This is a genomic window from Kinneretia sp. DJ1R-11, assembly GCF_025717595.1.
Classification (GTDB): Bacteria; Pseudomonadota; Gammaproteobacteria; order Burkholderiales; family Burkholderiaceae_C; genus Paucibacter_A.
Genome location: NZ_JAJIRR010000012.1, coordinates 74576 through 93270 on the forward strand (window position 1 = coordinate 74576; position 18695 = coordinate 93270).

Below are 18695 nucleotides of genomic sequence, written 5' to 3' on the forward strand. Positions count from 1 at the left end.
GCTTTTTTTGGTTCTCCAACCGCACCGGCGGCCGAGAGGCGAGAGCGTAAGCAAGCAACACCAAGCACAGCGCACAAATCTCTAGAAACCGCCGGGTCCACCACCCGGCGGTTTTTTTTCGTCCCTGGCGCGCTGCCCTGATTTCAGAACACGGAAAGTGAGAGTCATGCCCATGAATGCCAAGTCCGCCAAACCGGAAATTCAGGCTGAACGCTGGTACTCGCAAGAGGACAAGACCAGCGCGACCGATGACGAGCGCATCGTCGACATCACGCCGCTGCCGCCGCCGGAGCATCTGATCCGCTTCTTCCCCATTCGCGGCACGCCGATGGAGCAGCTGATCGCCGGCACGCGCCAGAGCATCCGCAAGATCATGAAGCGCAAGGACGACCGGCTGCTGGTCATCATCGGCCCCTGCTCCATCCACGACCCGGCTGCGGCGCTGGAATACGCGCGCCGCCTGCTGGTCGAGCGCGAGAAGTACGCCGACACGCTGGAGATCGTGATGCGCGTCTACTTCGAGAAGCCGCGTACCACGGTGGGCTGGAAGGGCTTGATCAACGACCCCTACCTCGACGAGAGCTACCGCATCGACGAGGGCCTGCGCATCGCCCGCCAACTGCTGCTGGAGATCAACCGCCTGGGTGTGCCGGCCGGCTCGGAATTCCTGGACGTGATCTCGCCCCAGTACATCGGCGATCTGATCTCCTGGGGCGCGATCGGCGCGCGCACGACCGAGAGCCAGGTGCACCGCGAGCTGGCCTCGGGTCTCTCAGCACCGATCGGTTTCAAGAACGGCACCGACGGCAATATCAAGATCGCCACCGACGCCATCCAGGCAGCCGCCCGCGGCCACCACTTCCTCTCGGTGCACAAGAACGGCCAGGTCGCCATCGTCGAGACCAAGGGCAACAAGGACTGCCATGTGATCTTGCGCGGTGGCAAGGCGCCCAACTACGACGCCGAGAACGTGGCCGCCGCCTGCAAGGACCTGGCGGCCTCCAAGCTGGACACCACGCTGATGGTGGACTGCTCGCATGCCAACAGCTCCAAGCAGCACCTGCGCCAGCTCGAGGTGGCGCGCGATGTGGCGGCGCAGATCCGCGCCGGCAGCCAGAGCATCTTCGGCGTGATGGTGGAAAGCCATCTGCACGACGGCGCCCAAAAATTCACACCGGGCAAGGACGATGCCCGCAAGCTGGAGTACGGCAAGAGCATCACCGACGCCTGCTTGGGTTGGGACGATTCCATCGAGGTGCTGGAGGTGCTCAGTGCGGCGGTCAAGGCGGCGCGGACTTGAGGGCTGTGACCTTGGAGCGTGTTCTGAGCCAGAATCAGACCGTCCCAGCCCCGAAAGGCCCGCGATGCGCAGTGAAGTGAAGGTCGTGTTCAGCCCGCTCCAGCAGTTCGATCTGGTGGTGGATGCCGAGGAAGTCTTGAGCTTCGAGGCCGCCCGCAAGTGGCTGGACGAGCAGTACGTCAAGAACGAGTGCGAGCCCATGCGTGGCTCGGGCAAGGTCTTGCTGGCCGACAAAATCCTGGGTGTGGCCGCCGCCGTGGGGCCAGCCGCTTTCGGCGATCCGGCCTGGGCGTTGGACTACGCGCGTGCCACCAGCGGCGCCCTGAGCAAGGCCTTGCTCAGGGTCGATGTGGCCAAGCGGACCTTGTCTTACTGAGCCAGGCCTTTCAGGCCTGAAGCTGAGGTGCGGGCAGCTGCCAACCGAGCTGCAGCGAAGCCAGGCGCAGCGCCGCCACCACCAGCATGCCGCTGAAGAAGGCCAGTTGGCGCGGCAGGCCCAGTGCCCGCAGCAGAAGGTAGGCGGCAATGCCGCCGATGGCGGCGCTGGCGTAGATGTCCCGGCGCAGCAGCAGGGGCACCTGACCGGTCAGCAGATCGCGCAGCACGCCGCCGCCGCTTGCGGTGATGGTGCCCAGCAGCACGACGACCAGGCGTGGCTTGCCGGCCTCTTCGGCAATCTCGGCGCCGCACAGGGCGAACAGGGCCAGGCCCAGGGTGTCGGCTATCACGAGAGCCACATGGCCGCTGGCCAGGGCCTGGCTCCAGTGGCTGGCGGCCAAGGCGGTCAGCAGGGCCGTCATGCCGATCACCTTGATGTAGCGCGTGTCCGTCATCCAGAAGATCGGGTGGCGGCCCAGCAGCAGGTCGCGCAGCGTGCCGCCGCCGATGGCGGTGATGGCGGCCAGCACCAGCACACCGAACAGGTCCAGGCCGGCTTGCATGGCGGCCAGGGCGCCGCTGAGTGCGAACACGGCCACGCCGGCCAGGTCCATCCAGTAGAGGATGGCTCGAGCTTTCGGGGTCAAGTTTTCAGGGTCGGCTGCGCTCATGGGGGGATTCTCTCAGCCTGCTTGGCAGTGGCCGGCCAAAGTCGTGCCGTCCAAATCTTGGCTGCCAGCTCTTGAAGCGTCCGCAGCTGGCCCCACATCCGGCTCACCCGCGCGCGGTGAGTGATCGCCCGCGCCCTTGATTCTTGTTATTCAGGACACGCGCAACGCCATGACACAAAAGCAAACCCATGCCTTCCAGGCCGAGGTCAAGCAGATCCTGCACCTCGTCACCCATTCGCTGTACTCCAACAAGGAAATCTTCCTGCGCGAGCTGGTGTCCAACGCTTCGGACGCCTGCGACAAGCTGCGTTTCGAAGCGCTGGACAAGGCCGAGTTGTTCGAGGACACGCCGAACCTGGAAGTTCGGGTCTCCTTCGACGAAGCTGCACGCACGATCACCATCAGCGACAACGGCATCGGCATGAGCGAGGAAGAGGCGATCGCCCACCTCGGCACCATTGCCAAGAGCGGCACGCGCGAGTTCATGGCCAAGCTCGAAGGCGAGCAGAAGAAAGATGCCAACCTGATCGGCCAGTTTGGCGTCGGCTTCTATTCGGGCTTCATCGTTGCCGACCGCATCACCGTGGAAACCCGTCGCGCTGGGTTGTCGGCGGAAGCGGGCGTTCGCTGGACTTCGGAAGGTACCGGCGACTACGAAGTCGAGACCATCACCAAGCCTGGCCGCGGCACCGATGTCGTCCTGCATCTGCGCGAGGGCGAGGATGAGTTCCTCAAGACTTGGCGCCTAAAGTCGGTCATCAGCAAGTACTCCGACCACATTTCCCTGCCCATCCTGATGAAGAAGGAAGAGTGGGACGCCGAGGCCGCCAAACAGGTGCTCAAGGACGAATGGGAGTCGGTCAACAAGGCCTCGGCCCTGTGGTCGCGCTCCAAGAGCGAAGTCACGCAGGAGCAGTACGAGGAGTTCTACAAGCAGATCAGCTACGACACCGAAGCGCCGCTGGCCCATACCCACAACCGCGTGGAAGGCCGCAGCGAGTACACCCAGCTGCTCTACATCCCCAAGAAGGCGCCGTTTGATCTGTGGAACCGCGACAAGCGCGGTGGCGTCAAGCTCTACGTCAAGCGCGTCTTCATCATGGACGATGCCGAGGCGCTGATGCCGGTCTACCTGCGCTTCGTCAAGGGCGTGATCGACTCGGCCGACCTGCCGCTCAACGTCAGCCGTGAGCTGCTGCAGGAAAGCCGCGATGTGAAGGCCATTCGCGAGGGCTCGACCAAGCGCGTGCTGGGCATGCTGGAATCGCTGGCCGACAGCGAGGACGCGGCCGATCGCGCCAAGTACGCCGACTTCTGGAAGGACTTCGGCCAGGTGCTCAAGGAAGGCGTCGGCGAAGACCATCAAAACCAGGAACGTCTGGCCAAGCTGCTGCGCTTCGCTTCGACCCAGGCCGACGAGGGCGTGTCCCTGGTCGACTACCTGAAGCGCGCCAAGGAAGACCAGGATGCGATTTACTACATCACCGCCGACAGCTTGAGCGCCGCCAAGAACAGCCCGCAGCTGGAGATCTTCCGCAAGAAGGGCATCGAGGTGTTATTGCTGACCGACCGCGTGGACGAGTGGATGCTCTCCCACCTGTTCGAGTTCGAAGGCAAGCCGCTGCAATCGGTGGCCAAGGGCGCCATCGACCTGGGCAAGCTGCAGGACGAGGACGAGAAGAAGAAGGCCGAGGAAGCGGCTGCAGATCTCAAGCCCTTGCTGGACCGTCTGAAAGAAGCGCTGAAGGAGCGCGCCAAGGACGTGCGCGTTTCCACCCGTCTGGTCGACTCGCCCGCCTGTATCGTGGTGGAAGAGGGCGATATGAGCGGCCACCTAGCTCGCTTGCTCAAGCAAGCCGGCCAGGCTGCGCCGAGCTCGCTGCCGACGCTGGAGATCAATGCCGAGCATGCCCTGATCAAGAAATTGGACGGTGCCGCTCAGTTCGACGATTTGGCCCAGGTGATCTTCGACCAGGCGGTTCTGGCCGAAGGCGGTCATCTGGAAGACCCGGCGGCTTATGTGCGTCGCGTCAACGCCATGCTGCTGGGCTGATTGTTCAACGGCTCGCAGCAAGAAAAAAGCCCGCCAATTGGCGGGCTTTTTCATGGCGATGGAGTCGTGCTCAAGCCGAGCGGCGACGGCCAGCGCAAACGCCCAGCAAGGCCAGGGCCACCAGCGACAGCGTCGCGGGCTCCGGCACTTGGTTTGACACCGGAGCGGCGCCAGTCATGGAAATCGAGTCGACAGCAAAGTCGTTGCCATAGCCCCAGTCGAGCCAGCCGCCGCCTTGGTAGTAGCCCGACAGCTGGTACTCGTTCTTCAGTGTGATCTGAGCCGTTGTGGCAGCGCCAGAATTCCAGCTCAAGCTGATCAGGTTCCAGCCGCCTGTGGCAGCCTTGACGATGCCACCGACATTGCTGCCGTTGATCTGCGCCTGGATGGGCACGTTGTAGGGTGCATAGCCTGCGTAGTCGTCCTGCACGTAGAACTGGAGCGTGTAATCGCTGTTGGCGGCAATGTCGAAGACGGAGCTGATGAAGAAGCGATGGTCGGGTTCCGGGCCAGTGCGGGTGCTCAGGTTGAAGTAGGCGCCACTCTGCCCGCCGGAGCCGACAACGCAATTGCCTTGGCCTTGGCAATTCGACCAATACGCATCGCCGCGGGTCCAGCCGTTGAAGCCGTTGTCAAAGCCTTCGCTATAGACAACGCCGGCTTGTGCGGCAGAGGTGAAGAGGCCACCAACGAAGGCCAGGGTCAGGGCGCTGAAGAGTTTTTTGGTTTGCATAAATTGCTCATTCAAAGAAGTGTTGACCAGAACCCAACAGCACAGCGCCATGTTCGGCGCAGCGGCTGGCCGCTGGCTCGACACGGCCTCCGTTCCATGGGGAGAAGGCAACATTCCGTTACAAGTTCCGTGCCAACTTGATACAGCTCAATGAATCAAGGAGTTAGGGCCGCGACCTTGTCGGGCTGCAGAAATCTGTAAAGCTGACCGACAAATTCGTGATCCCAGGTGGTCCATGTGCGGCGCAGTTCCCTAGCGAAAACCCTCGTCGAACTGCACATCGCCCTCGTCGCGGAAGTCATCCACCGGCCGTTCGTCCTTGGGCGTCATCGCCTCCAGTTGCTCGCCGAGCTTGGCGACCTGGTCGTGCCAGTAGTTGGACGTGCCGAACCAGGGGAAGGCCAGTGGGAAGGCCGGGTCGTTCCAGCGTTTGGCCAGCCAAGCGCTGTGGTGGATCATGCGCAAGGTGCGCAAGGGTTCGATCAGGCGCAGCTCGCGGCGGTCGAATTCGGCCACCGTCTCATAACCTTCCAGCACCCAGGACAGCTGCTGGCGCGCCGCCACCTCATCGCCGGACAAGAGCATCCACAGGTCCTGCACGGCCGGGCCGGTGACGGCATCGTCGAGGTCCACGAAATGGGGGCCGTGGTCGGGTGTCCAGAGGATGTTGCCGGGGTGGCAGTCGCCGTGCAGGCGCAGCAGTTCCAAGTCAGGGATGTTGTCGAAGGTGGTCTGGATGCGGCTCAGGCAGGCTTGCACCATGGCATCCCAAGCGGGAAAGACTTCGATGGGCACGCAGTCCAGCGCTACGAGCAGATCACGTGCCATGCGGCCTGGTTCAGCGCCGGCCCAGCGCAGGCGATGCTCGAATGGGCGCTGGCGGCCCACCGTGTGCAGCCGGGCCAGCAGACGGCCGATCCAGCGCAGCACCTCTGGGTCTTCCAGCTCAGGTGCGCGCCCGCCCTGGCGCGGCGTGACGGCAAAGCGCTGGTCGCCGAAATGGGCCAAGGTGGGCGGCTCGCCCGCCAGTTGCAGCTGCGCCTTGACGTCCTGCAGTGCCCAGGGCGCGGCCACCGGCACCTCGGCCTCGGCCAGTTCGCGAGCGAACTGGTGTTCCTCCAGAATTTGCGCGTCGCTCCAGCGGCCCGGCCGGTAGAACTTGGCCACGGCAATGCGGCCGTCCTCCAGATGCAGTTGCAGCACCCGGTTCTCGTAGGAGTTCAGCTGCAGCATGCGGCCATCGCCGTACAAGCCGGCGGCATCCAGCGCGTCCAGCATGAATTCGGGGGTCAGGGAGCCGAAGCTGCGATCCAGATCTGGGTTCATGGGCGGGAGAAAGAAAAACGGCGCCGGACCTTGTTCGGTCCAGCGCCGCAGTATCGCTTGGGCGGGTGAGAGGGGCCGGCTTCAGCGTGGCAGGCGGCCGCCGTAGCGCGGCGAGTCGACCACGTGGCCGACGATGTCGTTGGGGGCTTCGTCCGGATACTGCGCGTCGGCGTTCAGGGGCTCGCCGAAAGGGACGGAATTCTGGAATGCGCTTCCGCCGCTGCGGTGCCCTTGCGCGGGGCTGTGGCGCGGTGGGGTGTCCACCATGCCGTTGTTGTCGAAGCGGCTGTCCGGGGCAAAGAAGGAGTCGTGGAAGACGGCCGAGTCCTGCCACAAGCCTTTGCGGCTGGGGCGACGCGCCGTGCCGCCCTGCAAGCCGGGGCGCGAGGGCGAGACACTGCCCGGCATGGGTGCTGCTTGTGGGCCACGCGAATTGCTGTTGCTGAAGGGCACCAGCAACTGCAACTCTGCCGCGCTGGGCAGATTGTCGATGGCGCAGCGCAGATAGCGCACGCGGCAGGCGCCCAGCACCGATTGCTTGATCTGCAGGCCTCGGCCGGAGATGCCGCGTTCGCTGTCCAGATCCACGGCAGCGAGCACGCGGCCGTTGGGGCTGCAAATCGCAAAGGTGACGTTGATGGCGCCCAGTAGGTCGAACCAGTAGCGTACTTCCTGGGCCTCGGTCGGCTGGCAAAAACGCACCAGCGGCAACTTGGACAGGATCACGTGGTGGGGCAGGGCTTCCTTGAGCAGGCGATAGACGCGCCGCTCATCGCTGCTGAACACCGGGCGAGCAGTCAGCGACCATTCGGTCGGCAAGGGCTTGGTCGGAGGGGCGGAGCGCCTCAGCACCCACAAGAGCGCTACGGCCAGCAGGCCGAAGCCCGAGGCGATCGCGATGATCCACGGAATGGTGCTTTGCATGGCCCTCGACAGCCCATTTGGGTTTGAATTTGCGCCTGTGTTCAGGTGCTTATTACCCGAATGTAGCGCAAGACCATGACATGTAACTGGGTGTATCCCCTGGTTCCGGGGGTACCTGAATCCGGGGTGGTCGAGACTGAAAGCACGCCGAGTTTTTAGCTTTCTTTTGCTTCCTGCGACGGGCTAGATATGAAGGGCGCTGCGGCCGAGTTCAGAGCTTGGCGCTCTTGCCTGCCTCGCCGAGCTTGGACTTGACCTCGGCCACGCCGTCAATGATGTCGCCGATGACGCGGACATGGCGCTTGAACTGGAAGTCGAGTTCGGCCAGATGGCGCTCGATCGCTTCATCCACATGCGAAGACACGGTGTCGGGAGGCAGGCGCAGCCAAGCTTCCGATTCGGAGCCGTCGCGTTCGACTGTGGCGCCGGCATTGCGGGCGATCTTGAGCATGGCCGCGTTTTCGCTCAAAGCGTGAATGAACAAGGTGTCGATGCCGCGGTTGCGTGCATGCAGGGCCGCACATTCGAAGAGGCGAGCACCAAAGCCGCGACCGCGCACTTGCCCCAGCACCGAAACACCGAATTCGGCCATCGCGGCCTTGCCTGCGCGCTGCGGCCGCGGCGCGTAGGCGAGGTGGGCCATGGCGACCAATTCAAGGCGTCGGTTGAAGATGCCCAGCACTTCGTCACGTTCGAAATCCAGGGACATGGCGTAGCGGCTGATCTGCTCGTCGGCAGCCGGGTAGCCGAAACGCAAATAGCGGTCGCGCTCTGCCAGGGTCAGCAGGTGCTGGGCAATGCGGTGGCGGTGGCGGCGCGCCAACGAGCGAATCGGCACCCAGTTGGACATGCGTCGGAAGGCCGCCACCGGGTTCCAGGCCGACGCTTCTTCGGCGGCCGGTGCGGTCTTCAGATCCTTGGCGCTGCTTTCAACATCGGGCTTCATGGTGGGACCCTGGGGCCGTACGTAATAACCCGGATGGTAACCCGTCATCTGATACGGCGTTGCGCCTTGAGCGGCCGATCTTCCTTTCCAAATCAGATGAGTTCCTGCTACACTCGCGGGCTTCCCCTGATTTGGCTGTGGGGAAGAAACCCATGCGCCTTGTGTGAGAGGTCGCGAGATGGGGCGGCGAGCGGTGCAAACCGATGCGCAGGCCTTGTCCCGATAAGCGGCACCGAATGCGGCGGGTGTGGGTATGAATCAGCCATCCGACCGCCGGGCAGAGATTCTGCCGGGCATTCGAAAGAAACTCATGAAGACCTTCAGCGCCAAGCCGGCAGAAGTGACGCACGAGTGGTTTGTGATTGACGCCACCGACAAGGTGCTCGGACGTGTTGCCAGCGAAGTGGCACTCCGTTTGCGCGGCAAGCACAAGGCCATTTACACGCCTCACGTGGACACCGGCGATTTCATCGTCATCATCAACGCAGAAAAGCTGCGCGTCACTGGCAATAAGGCCAATGACAAGGTGTACTACCGTCACTCGGGTTTCCCGGGCGGCATCTACGCCACCAAGTTCAAGGACATGCAAGCCAAGCACCCGGGCCGCGCCCTGGAAAAGGCTGTCAAGGGCATGCTGCCCAAGGGTCCTCTGGGCTACGCCATGGTGAAGAAGCTGAAGGTCTATGCCGGTGACACCCACCCGCATGCCGCTCAGCAGCCTAAGCCTCTCGAAATCTAAGGAGCGGTGATGATCGGAAACTGGAACTACGGTACAGGCCGCCGCAAGTCGTCGGTCGCACGTGTCTTCATCAAGAAGGGCACGGGCCAGATCGTCGTCAATGGCAAGGCCATCGGCGATTATTTCGGCCGTCAAACCTCGATCATGATCGCCAAGCAGCCTCTGCTGTTGACGAACCATGGCGAGACCTTCGACATCAAGGTCAACGTCCACGGTGGCGGTGAGTCGGGTCAAGCCGGTGCTCTGCGCCACGGCATCACCCGCGCTCTGATCGACTATGACGCGACTCTGAAGTCCGAACTGAGCCGCGCTGGCTTCGTCACGCGTGATGCGCGTGAAGTCGAGCGTAAGAAGGTCGGCCTGCACGGCGCGCGTCGTCGGAAGCAGTTCAGCAAGCGCTGATCGATCTTCCTGGTGGGTGGTCTTCACGGACCGCTCACCGCCACTCAGGGCCGCTTTTCAGCGGCCTTGTTTGTTTGTAGGCCCCGGTTCGGTCTCGGTATTGCCAGCACCTGGCATGGGGTCTTGCCGCAAGGTGGGCGTTCTCGCCTGCATTTGCATGGACAATGCCGGCATAACGCCAACATCAGGAATACACATGAGCGCAGTGCTTGAAAATCCCGCCATCGGTGCCGACGAGATGCCCGTGCCGCTGGTCTTCACCGACAGCGCGGCCGACAAGGTGCGCGATCTGGTGGCCGAAGAAGGCAACCCCGAGCTGAAGCTGCGCGTGTTTGTGCAAGGCGGTGGCTGCTCGGGCTTCCAGTACGGTTTCACCTTCGATGAAGCCGTCAACGAAGACGACACCCAGATGAACAAGAACGGCGTGACGCTCTTGATCGACGCCATGAGCTTGCAGTACCTGGCCGGCGCCGAGATCGACTACAAGGAAGATCTGCAAGGTGCGCAGTTCGTGATCAAGAACCCGAACGCGACCACCACCTGCGGCTGCGGCTCGAGCTTCTCGGTCTGACCGACGCTCACGCGCGCTGCGTAAGAAAGCCGCCCTTGAGGCGGCTTTTTCATGGGCGCTTGCCTGTCTTCAGGCGGGGTGCAGCGCGCCCAGAATACGCGGCCCGGCTGCACCGGTGACGGCCGATAGATTGCCAGGCAGGCCGCGCACAAAGCGCATGGCCAGCCATGCGAAGGCGGCGGCCTCGACCTGCATGACTGGCAGGCCGGCCACGTCGCTGCTCGCCACCTCGGACTCGGGCAACAGTGCTTGCAGGCGCCGCATCAGTTGGCTGTTCAGTGCCCCGCCGCCGCAGACCAGCAGGCGGTTCAAGACTTGCTTCTGACCACGAAGGCTGTCAGCGACGGCCCGCGCGCTCAGTTCCAGCAAGGTCGCTTGCACATCCTCGGCTCGAGGGGTGGTCACCAAGCCAGTCAGGTGATGCTGCAGCCAAGCGCGGTGAAACAGGTCGCGCCCGGTGCTGCGCGGCGGTGGCTTGGCAAAGAATGGCTCGGCCAGCAAAGTCTGTAGCAGCTCAGGCAAGACCTGGCCCTGAGCGGCCCAGGCGCCATCGGCGTCGTAGTCCAGTCCGCGCTGCTCGCTGATCCAGGCATCCATCAGGCAGTTGCCGGGCCCGCAGTCAAAGCCGAGCGTCCGCTCGTCGGCCAGCAAGAGACTGATATTGCTGATGCCGCCGATATTGAGTACGCCGAGGCTTTCACCCGTGCGGCCGAACACGGCGCGGTGGAAGGCGGGCACCAGGGGTGCACCTTGGCCGCCGGCCGCCACATCGCGGCTGCGCAGGTCGCAGACCACGGCAATGCCGCTCTGCTCGGCCAGCAGGGCACCGTTGAGCAGCTGGCTGGTATAGCCGATGCCATCGAACTCGCCGGGGCGGTGGCGCACGGTCTGGCCATGCGCGCCGATCGCCTGGATATCGCTGGGGCGCAGTCCACATTGCTCCAGCAACTGGGCCACCAGATCGGCGTAGCTGCGGGCGAGGCCATTGGCTGCCAGGGCGGCGCGATGGAGCTCGTCGGGGCCGCTTTGATTCAGGCTCAGCAGCTCTTCGCGCAAGGCCTTGGCAAAGGGCTGGTGGGCATGGCCCAGCACCTGCATGGCGCCGGCTTCGGAAAAACGAGCCAAAACGGCATCGACCCCGTCCAGCGAGGTGCCGGACATCAGGCCGATGAAGAGCTCACTCATGGGGTGAGGTCCGGGAGCGGCCTGCTGGGAGTGGCGCGGGCAAAACGCGGATTCAGTCGGCGCCCAGCACGCCGGATTCCATGCTTTGTGCCACGGTCAGCTGAGTCTTCACGCTGGCCACGGTTTGCTGGAACTGGTTGCGCGCGTAATTGGGCAAGGTCACGGCTTCGGATGCGCGGGCAATGACGCGTGGGTCCTGGTGGGCACCCTTGACCCGGAACTCAAAGTGCAGATGAGGGCCGGTCGCCCAGCCGGTCGCACCGACGGCGCCGACGCGCTGCCCTTGCTCGATGCGCTGGCCTTTCTTCACGTCGATGCGGCTCAGGTGGGCATAGACGGTGGTGCGATCGCCGTTGTGGCGGATGTGGACCACGTTGCCGAAGCCATTCTGCCAACCGGCAAATTCGACATGGCCATCACCGACCGTGCGCACTGGCGTTCCAGTCGGGGCACCGTAGTCGACGCCGAGGTGACGCCGCCAAGTTTGATGAATCGGGTGGAAGCGCATCGCGAAGCCGGATGTCACGCGCGAGAACTCCATGGGGCTGGCCAAGAAGGCGCGGCGCTTGCTCTGGCCGTCGAAGGCGTAGAAGTTGCCCTTGCCGGTGGCGCTGTCCTTGAACCAGACCGCGGTGTGGCTGCGGCCGTTGTTGACGAACTCACCAGCGATGACGCGACCCGCGGCGCCATTCCAAGTGATGGGTTCGCCATCGGCGGTCAGGCTCTCGTAGACGATGGAGAAGCGGTCGCCCTTGCGCAGTTCGCGGTGGAAGTCGATTTCGCCCGAGAACATATCGGCCATCTGGGTGGCGATGGCGTCAGGAATGCGGGCTTCGTCGGTGGCGGCGAACAGCGAGCTGTTGATGGTGCCGCTGCCGAGGCGGACCTGTGCCTGCAGCGGCGCGGTTTCGATCTTGGCACTGAACTGGCCTTCAGCACTGCGGCTGATGCTCAGGCGGCTGAAGTGGCTGCTTTGCTGATCCGCGGATTCGGCTGGAAATCGTGCCACCAGAGTCTGGACCACGCCCGAGGCGTCAGCGGTCAGCTGCACCATCTTGCCGGCACGGCCTTGCAGCAGGCGCTTGGCCACGGGGTCTTTGCGCAGAAATTCAGCGGCGGCCGGGTCGAAGGCGCCCAGGCGCTTGAACAGGCTTTCGACCGTGTCGCTGCTGCGGGTCAGCTCATTGCGGCTGAGCGCGATCGAGTGGCTGGCCAAGGCGCTGAGTTGGCTTTCCAGGTCGTCGATCTGAATGGCTTCAGTCAGGGTGCGTTGCGGCAAGTCAGCCGCATTGGGCGCCAGCGGGGCGATACCAAAGGCGGTGATTGCAAAGCCGCTGAGCAAAGTGACCACGGCACCGGTCAGGGCTCGCGGGTGCCGCGCGGCAAAGGCCTCGGCTCGCGCCAGAGCCAGCTTCACGTCAATCGTCCGGAGTTTCACGCTGTACGGTTCCCAGGGTCTTCTTGTTGGGGTCAGCATCGCGGATTCACGGTGCTGCCGAAAGAATGTGGTGCCAGGCGCCTGTGGGCCCGTCCACTAGAATCAGCCGCTGTGTCGCCCCCTCCTCAAGGGTGTGCCGTCACAAAACCAGGCGCGAGTATAACGAGCCCATCCTTGCGTCAACGCCACGAAAACCCGATTAATCAGGGCTTTACCCAGGCCCCAGCCGCCCTCATGTCCGAACCGCGAACAAACGCCACGCCCGCTGCCAAGACGCAGTTCCCAGTCACCGATCCCGTGCGCGAGGCCCTGGCGGTCTCCCTGCGAGGCTGTGATGAGCTGCTGCCCGAGTCCGACTGGGTTCAAAAACTGGCCCGCTCCGAGGCCACCGGCGTGCCGCTGCGCATCAAGCTGGGCCTGGATCCGACGGCGCCCGACATCCACATCGGCCACACCGTGGTGCTCAACAAGATGCGCCAGCTGCAGGATCTAGGTCACCAGGTGATTTTCCTGATCGGCGACTTCACCTCCATGATCGGCGACCCATCTGGCCGCAACGCCACCCGCCCGCCGCTGACGGCCGAGCAGATCAAGGCCAATGCCGAGACCTACTACGCCCAGGCCAAGTTGGTGCTGGACGAAAGCAAGACCGAGATCCGCTACAACTCCGAGTGGAGCGACCCGCTGGGCGCGCGCGGCATGATCCAGCTGGCGGCCAAGTACACCGTGGCCCGCATGATGGAGCGTGACGATTTCACCAAGCGTTTCGCAGCGCAGACGCCGATCTCGGTGCATGAGTTCCTCTATCCGCTGATGCAGGGTTACGACTCGGTGGCGCTGAAGAGCGATCTGGAACTCGGCGGCACCGACCAGAAGTTCAATCTTCTGATGGGCCGTCATCTGCAGCAGGAGTATGGCCAGGAGCCGCAGTGCATCCTGACCATGCCGCTTCTGGAAGGCCTGGACGGCGTTGAGAAGATGTCCAAGTCCAAGAACAACTATGTGGGCATCAGCGAGCCGGCCAACTCCATGTTCGCCAAGATCCTGTCCATCAGCGATGAGCAGATGTGGAAGTGGTTCAAGCTGCTGAGCTTCAAGAGCTTGGCCGAGATCGCCGCCCTGCAGGGCGAGATCAACGCAGGCCGCAATCCCAAGGAAGCGAAAGTGTTGCTGGCCAAGGAGCTGACGGCGCGCTTTCACAGCGCCGCGGCGGCCGAAGCGGCCGAGGCCGATTTCAACAACCGCGCCAAGGGCGGCATCCCGGATGAGATCCCCGAGGTCAGCCTCAGCGGCGCGCCCCTGGGCTTGGCCAATGTGTTGAAGTCGGCTGGCCTGGTGGCTTCGAACAGCGAAGGCATGCGCATGATCGAGCAAGGCGGTGTGCGCATCGACGGCGCCGTGGTCAGCGACAAGGGCTTGAAGCTGGAGGCCGGCACCGTGGTCGTGCAAGTGGGCAAGCGCAAGTTCGCGCGCGTCAGCTTGGCCTGAGTTTTTAAACCCAGCTCCAAGCAAAAACGGGAGGCCCGGTGATGAACCGGGCCTCCCGTTTGACTTCCAGCGGCGCGTCAAGCGCGCCTGCCGCGTCTTTCCCTACTTCAGGCTCACCGGCCGCGGGTAGGCGCCCGGCTTGGGCTCGGCGCGCGGCTTTTCGGCCATGGCCTTGTTGAGCGTGGCAATCGCGGCGTCCAGCTGGGCATCACCGCCCAGGAAGCTGGCGCGCGGCGGGTTGTCCACCTCCAGGTCGGGCTTGACGCCGATGCCTTCCACCAGGAAGCGGCCATCGGGTGCGATCTGGCCGGTCTCGGCCGCACGCATCATGCCGTTGTCGATCAGGCGGTTCTGGTCGGACAACCACACGCCCGCACCCGAGGTGGTGGTGCCGATCAGCGGGCCCAGGCCCAGGCGCTTGAAGCCCTCAGCGAAAGTCTCGCCGTCTGAATAGGTGCCTTCGTTCTGCAACACCACGACCTGGCCGCGGAAGGTCTGCTGCATGTTCGAGCGCACCGGTGCGCCGGCCGGCGAGCGCGGCTGCCAGTAGGCCCAGGCGCGGCGCAGCAGCTTCTCCAGCACCCAGCTGTCGATGCTGCCGCCGCCATTGAAGCGCACATCGATGATCAGGCCTTCGCGGTCCACATGGGTGTAGAACTCGCGGGCGAAATCGGCGATGTCGGCCGGGCCCATGGCGCGCAGATGCACATAGCCGATGCGGCCGTTGGACGCCTTCTCCACCGCCTGCGCACGGCCGAAACGCCAGTCGGCATAACGCAGCTGTTGCTCGCGCTGGCGCGCCACCGGCGTGACGATGCGCTGCAGTTCGGGCCCGCCATTGGCCGGCTTGATCTGCAACAGCACCTGCTTGCCGGCCTGGCCGCGCAGCAGCTCCACCTCATGCGCCACTTCATTGGCCTTGCGACCGTTGATGTGGGTGATCAGGTCGCCGTCTTTGAGGCCCAGCTCGGCGCGGGCCAAGGGGCCCAACTCGCTGGGCAGCTCGGGGTCAGCGCGGTAGATGCGTTCGATGCGCAGTCCTTCAGAGGTTCGGTTCAGCTGCGCGCCGAGTCCAGCCAGGCCGGGCTCTTCGGGCGCCTGGCGCTGATCGCCGGCATTGACCTGGCTGTGCAGGGCGCCCAGCTCACCGACCATCTGTGCCATCAGCTCGGCCAGCTCGGCGCGGTCGCTGACACGTTCGACCAGGGGCTCGTACTTGGCACGCATGGCGGGCCAGTCCACACCATGCATGGCCTTGTCGTAGAAGTAGTCGCGGTGCATGCGCCAGCCGTCGGCAAACATCTGGCGCCACTCGGCGCGCGGGTCGGTGGCGATCTGCCAATCGCTCCAACGCACCTGGAACTTGGCGAGTTCCGTCGGCAGCTTGGCACCGGCCTCGCTGAGGATCAGCTCAGGTGCCGTGCCGGGCGCGCCATTGCGTACCACCAGCATTTTCTTGCCATCGGCGCTGAGCTCAACGCTGCGCACATCGCTGGCCACGGTTTCGATGTTGCCGCCTTGGTTGTCGATGGCTGCGGTCTTGAGCACCGATTTGCGCTCACCGCCGGTGATTTCGGCGTCGAGGAACCAGAGGCGCTTGCCGTCGGTGGTCAGGCCGCTGTAGTTGCCGGCGGGCAGGGGCAGTTCGTAGAGCCGCTCACGCAAGCCTGCGAACTGGATGGCGGGCTTGGGCTTGGGTTCGGGTTTCAGCTCTGGCTTCAGCTCGGGCTTGGCGGGATCGGACTTGCCATCGGCCTTGTTGGCGTCGGCGCGTTGTTCGGGTTTCAGCTCCGGCTTGACTTCGGGTTTGGGCTCCGGCGGCTCCAGCTCGTCCTTGGGCGCGAAGGGGAAGCGCAGGCCCGGCTGCAAGGCCAGGGCAAAGAGCTTGCTGCTGCGGTCGAAGTAGGGGCCCATATTGCGGTCGCCCCAGGGCGAGCCGCGGCCGGTGACGGCGAACTGGCGGTTGGAGACGAAGTACAGCCAGCGGCCGTCCGGCGAGAAGGCCGGCGACTCGCTGTCATAACGCTCGCTGCTGACGGTGTGGACCTTGTTGTCGGCCAGGTTGAAAAGCTGCAGCTGATCGCGGTTGCCGTCGACCAGGGCTTGAGTGAAGGCCAGGCTGCGGCTGTCTGGCGCCCAAGTCAGGTTGGCGATGCTGGCGCTGCGGGTGTCGCGCGTGATCAGGCGGCTGTTGTTGCCCTTGAGGTCGCTCAAGTACAGATGACCCTCCTTGTCGCTGTGGGCCAGGTAGCGGCCGTCCGGCGACAGGGCCATGTCCTTGCGCTGAGCGCGGGCGTCGCGGGTGATTTGCTCGGGCTTGCCCAGGCCGTTGGCGGCAAAGCGCCAGACCTCACGTTCACCACTGAAATCGCAGAGCGCCAGCACCTGCTTGCTGTCGGCGCTGAACAAGCCCTTCAGGCAACGGCCATCGGGCGCTTGCGGCAGTTCGGCGCGGCGCAGCTGGCCCAGGCCTTGAGTGGCCAGGCGGCCGCGGCTGGCCAGCAGCACGCGCTCGCCGCTCGGTGCCAGGGCCACATCGGTGAGAAAGTCCTGCGGCTTCTTGACCCAGCGCTGGCGCTGCAGTTCGAAGTCGCCGCTGAGCTGGATGGCGATGGGTTTGGCCGCAGCGTGGGCGGAGCCGGCGTTCAGGTCGATGCGGTAGAGGTCAGCCCCGAGGGCGTAGACCGCCACGCCTCCGTCCACCGAGGCGTGGCGGATGTCCCAGCCTTTGTATGCCGTGTGCTGGCGCAGCTCCTGTCCTTGGGCGTTGACCGACCAGAGATTGACCGTGCCGTCGCGGTCCGAGAGGAAGGCAATGCGCTCGCCCGACGCCGTGCGGTAAGGCATGGGCAGGCGGTCATTGGCGCCCTCGGCAAACAACGGTCGGGCTTCGGCCGTGCTGCTCAGGTCCAGGGTCCAGAGTCGGGCCAGGGCGCCGCCGCGGTACTGCCGGGCGTTGTCGCCACGCAGGCCGTTGCGGGTGAAGAAGAGTTGGCGGCCGTCGCTGCTGATGGCGCCGTCGCTGGCCTGGGCCACGGGCAGGGCACGGCGCGCTTGCGTGACCGGGTCCACGGCATAGAGCTGGGTCACCGGCTGGCCCGTTTGCGAGGGGCCGGAGTAGATCACCTCGCCCAGGGCGCTGAAGCCCCAGACTCGCTGGCCGGCATTGCCTTCCCAGCTCAGGCGCTGCGGCAGGCCGCCTTGCACCGGCATCAAGTAGATATCGCCCGGGCCGTCGTACTGGGCGGTGTAGGCCAGCCAGCGGCCGTCGCGCGAGAGCACGGGTGAGCCTTCCTGGCCGGGGTGGGTGCTCAGGCGCTCGGCGCGGCCGCCCTGGGCATTGACACGCCAGAGGTCGCCCTCGGCCACAAAGACCAGCGAGTCACCCTGCAAGGCCGGCTGGCGGAAGAAGCCTGGGTTTGGGGCGCCTGGGCTGGCGGCCCCCGTGCTCAAGGCGGCGCAGCTCAGGGCTGCGGCCAGGGTCAGGCGGTGCAGCCGAAGCGGAAAGCGTGGGTTCATGCGCGTGAGGCTCGGGTCGCGAGCGCTGAAAGTGAGCGCCGATTATCTTGGCCGCTCGCACGCTCCATGCCCCGTAGAAGCCCCGCTTTGTGCGCAGAGCGCTTGCCCGATCAAGGGTTGGCGATGCCGGCGCTGACATGGCCGGCTGGCACATGAGCGGCGGCGCTGGCGATGTGGCCGGCCTGGTCGTCGAAGAAAAAGTCGGGTTCGAACTCGCGCAGGAACTCGCCCTTGGCCAGGCCGCCCAGGAACATGGCCTCGTCCACCTCGATGCGCCAGTCCATCAGGGTGCGGATGGCGCGCTCATGGGCCGGTGCGCTGCGCGCGGTGACCAGGGCGGTGCGCACCTTCATGCCGCCGCCGCCCTCCTGTTGCAGCCGGTGCAGGGCCTGCAGTACCGGTTTGAAGGGCCCGGCGGGCAAAGGGGTGTTGGCATGGGTGATCTCGTGGCTCTGGAAGGCGTCCAGGCCCTCGCGCTGGAACACCTGCTCGGCCTCGTCGGAGAACAGCACAGCGTCGCCGTCGAAGGCAATGCGCAGCTCATGCGGGTGGGCGCTGGAGGCATGGGCCGAAAGCGGCAGCACGCGTGCTGCGGCCACGCCGGCCTGAAGGGCGCTGCGCACATCGGCCTCATTGGCCGAGAGAAAGAGCTGGGCCTTGAGCGGGCGCAGATAGCGCCATGGCGATTCGCCGCGCGTGAACACGCCGCGCTGGATGTTGAGACCGTAGTGTTCGGCCGAACGGAACACGCGCATGCCCGAGATCGGGTCATTGCGTGAGAGCACCACCACCTCAACCTTGGGTGCGCCATCGGCATTGAAGGCCAGCAGCTTGCGAACCAGGGAGAAGGCCACGCCGGGCTTGGCCGGCTGGTCCAGGCGCGTCTGCTGCAAGGCCATGTAGTCGCGGTCGTTGCCGGCCTCGAAGCGCTGGTTCTCTTCTTCGAAATCGAACAAAGCCCGCGAGGAGATCGCCACCACCAGCTGTCCGTCGAGATTGGCCGGCATGTTTTCGCCTACTTC

At 64.7% G+C, this 18695-nt stretch carries 16 protein-coding genes; 7 read left to right on the forward strand and 9 right to left on the reverse strand.

Annotated elements, in window-relative coordinates; all coding sequences use genetic code 11:
- Positions 1-172: 172 nt before the first annotated feature.
- Both LNV23_RS18365 and LNV23_RS18370 read left to right on the forward strand, forming a co-directional pair.
- The gene (locus LNV23_RS18365; RefSeq protein ID WP_263564309.1) at positions 173-1300 is read left to right on the forward strand and encodes a 3-deoxy-7-phosphoheptulonate synthase; all 1128 of its coding nucleotides are present in this window, start codon (positions 173-175) and stop codon (positions 1298-1300) included.
- A 64-nt stretch (positions 1301-1364) separates the two neighbouring features.
- Positions 1365-1676 (forward strand): hypothetical protein, encoded by a 312-nt coding sequence (locus LNV23_RS18370; RefSeq protein WP_263519037.1) that lies wholly within the window; start codon positions 1365-1367, stop codon positions 1674-1676.
- 10 nt (positions 1677-1686) lie between these two features.
- On the opposite strand, the gene LNV23_RS18375 is transcribed toward LNV23_RS18370, so the two are convergent.
- The gene (locus tag LNV23_RS18375; protein WP_263564310.1) at positions 1687-2349 is read right to left on the reverse strand and encodes a trimeric intracellular cation channel family protein; all 663 of its coding nucleotides are present in this window, start codon (positions 2347-2349) and stop codon (positions 1687-1689) included.
- A gap of 169 nt (positions 2350-2518) precedes the next feature.
- Between LNV23_RS18375 and htpG the strand changes: the two genes are divergently transcribed.
- Positions 2519-4402: a molecular chaperone HtpG gene (htpG, locus tag LNV23_RS18380; RefSeq protein ID WP_263564311.1), complete on the forward strand. Its 1884-nt coding sequence runs from the start codon at positions 2519-2521 to the stop codon at positions 4400-4402.
- A 70-nt stretch (positions 4403-4472) separates the two neighbouring features.
- On the opposite strand, the gene LNV23_RS18385 is transcribed toward htpG, so the two are convergent.
- The 4 genes from LNV23_RS18385 to LNV23_RS18400 all read right to left on the reverse strand — a co-directional run bounded on the left by LNV23_RS18385 (position 4473) and on the right by LNV23_RS18400 (position 8331).
- Positions 4473-5135, reverse strand: coding sequence for a PEP-CTERM sorting domain-containing protein (locus tag LNV23_RS18385; RefSeq protein WP_263564312.1), 663 nt, complete (start codon positions 5133-5135; stop codon positions 4473-4475).
- 252 nt (positions 5136-5387) lie between these two features.
- Positions 5388-6461 (reverse strand): serine/threonine protein kinase, encoded by a 1074-nt coding sequence (locus LNV23_RS18390; RefSeq protein ID WP_263564313.1) that lies wholly within the window; start codon positions 6459-6461, stop codon positions 5388-5390.
- An 81-nt stretch (positions 6462-6542) separates the two neighbouring features.
- Positions 6543-7385 (reverse strand): DUF2726 domain-containing protein, encoded by an 843-nt coding sequence (locus tag LNV23_RS18395; RefSeq protein ID WP_263564314.1) that lies wholly within the window; start codon positions 7383-7385, stop codon positions 6543-6545.
- Between the two features lie 211 nt (positions 7386-7596).
- Entirely contained in the window at positions 7597-8331 is a 735-nt protein-coding gene (locus tag LNV23_RS18400) for a GNAT family N-acetyltransferase (RefSeq protein ID WP_411910596.1), read from the reverse strand.
- A gap of 310 nt (positions 8332-8641) precedes the next feature.
- On the opposite strand from LNV23_RS18400, the gene rplM reads away from it, so the two are divergent.
- From rplM to erpA, 3 genes are all read left to right on the forward strand, one after another.
- Entirely contained in the window at positions 8642-9070 is a 429-nt protein-coding gene (gene rplM / locus LNV23_RS18405; RefSeq protein ID WP_263519023.1) for a 50S ribosomal protein L13, read from the forward strand.
- Between the two features lie 9 nt (positions 9071-9079).
- Positions 9080-9472 carry a 30S ribosomal protein S9 gene (gene rpsI / locus LNV23_RS18410; RefSeq protein ID WP_263519022.1) on the forward strand — a complete coding sequence of 131 codons (393 nt, stop codon included), beginning with the start codon at positions 9080-9082 and terminating at the stop codon, positions 9470-9472.
- A gap of 196 nt (positions 9473-9668) precedes the next feature.
- Positions 9669-10043 carry an iron-sulfur cluster insertion protein ErpA gene (gene erpA / locus LNV23_RS18415; protein WP_263519021.1) on the forward strand — a complete coding sequence of 125 codons (375 nt, stop codon included), beginning with the start codon at positions 9669-9671 and terminating at the stop codon, positions 10041-10043.
- Positions 10044-10112: 69 nt separating this feature from the next.
- Here erpA and LNV23_RS18420 read toward each other — a convergent pair whose 3' ends face one another.
- The gene (locus tag LNV23_RS18420) at positions 10113-11228 is read right to left on the reverse strand and encodes an anhydro-N-acetylmuramic acid kinase (protein ID WP_263564315.1); all 1116 of its coding nucleotides are present in this window, start codon (positions 11226-11228) and stop codon (positions 10113-10115) included.
- A gap of 52 nt (positions 11229-11280) precedes the next feature.
- Positions 11281-12645, reverse strand: coding sequence for a M23 family metallopeptidase (locus LNV23_RS18425; protein ID WP_263564316.1), 1365 nt, complete (start codon positions 12643-12645; stop codon positions 11281-11283).
- 255 nt (positions 12646-12900) lie between these two features.
- Between LNV23_RS18425 and tyrS the strand changes: the two genes are divergently transcribed.
- A complete protein-coding gene (gene tyrS, locus LNV23_RS18430; protein WP_263564317.1) occupies positions 12901-14154 on the forward strand; it encodes a tyrosine--tRNA ligase in 1254 nt (417 codons plus the stop codon).
- Between the two features lie 102 nt (positions 14155-14256).
- Here tyrS and LNV23_RS18435 read toward each other — a convergent pair whose 3' ends face one another.
- Positions 14257-17673, reverse strand: coding sequence for a S41 family peptidase (locus tag LNV23_RS18435; protein ID WP_263564318.1), 3417 nt, complete (start codon positions 17671-17673; stop codon positions 14257-14259).
- A gap of 110 nt (positions 17674-17783) precedes the next feature.
- Entirely contained in the window at positions 17784-18680 is an 897-nt protein-coding gene (locus LNV23_RS18440) for a 5'-nucleotidase (protein ID WP_263564319.1), read from the reverse strand.
- Positions 18681-18695 lie beyond the last annotated feature (15 nt).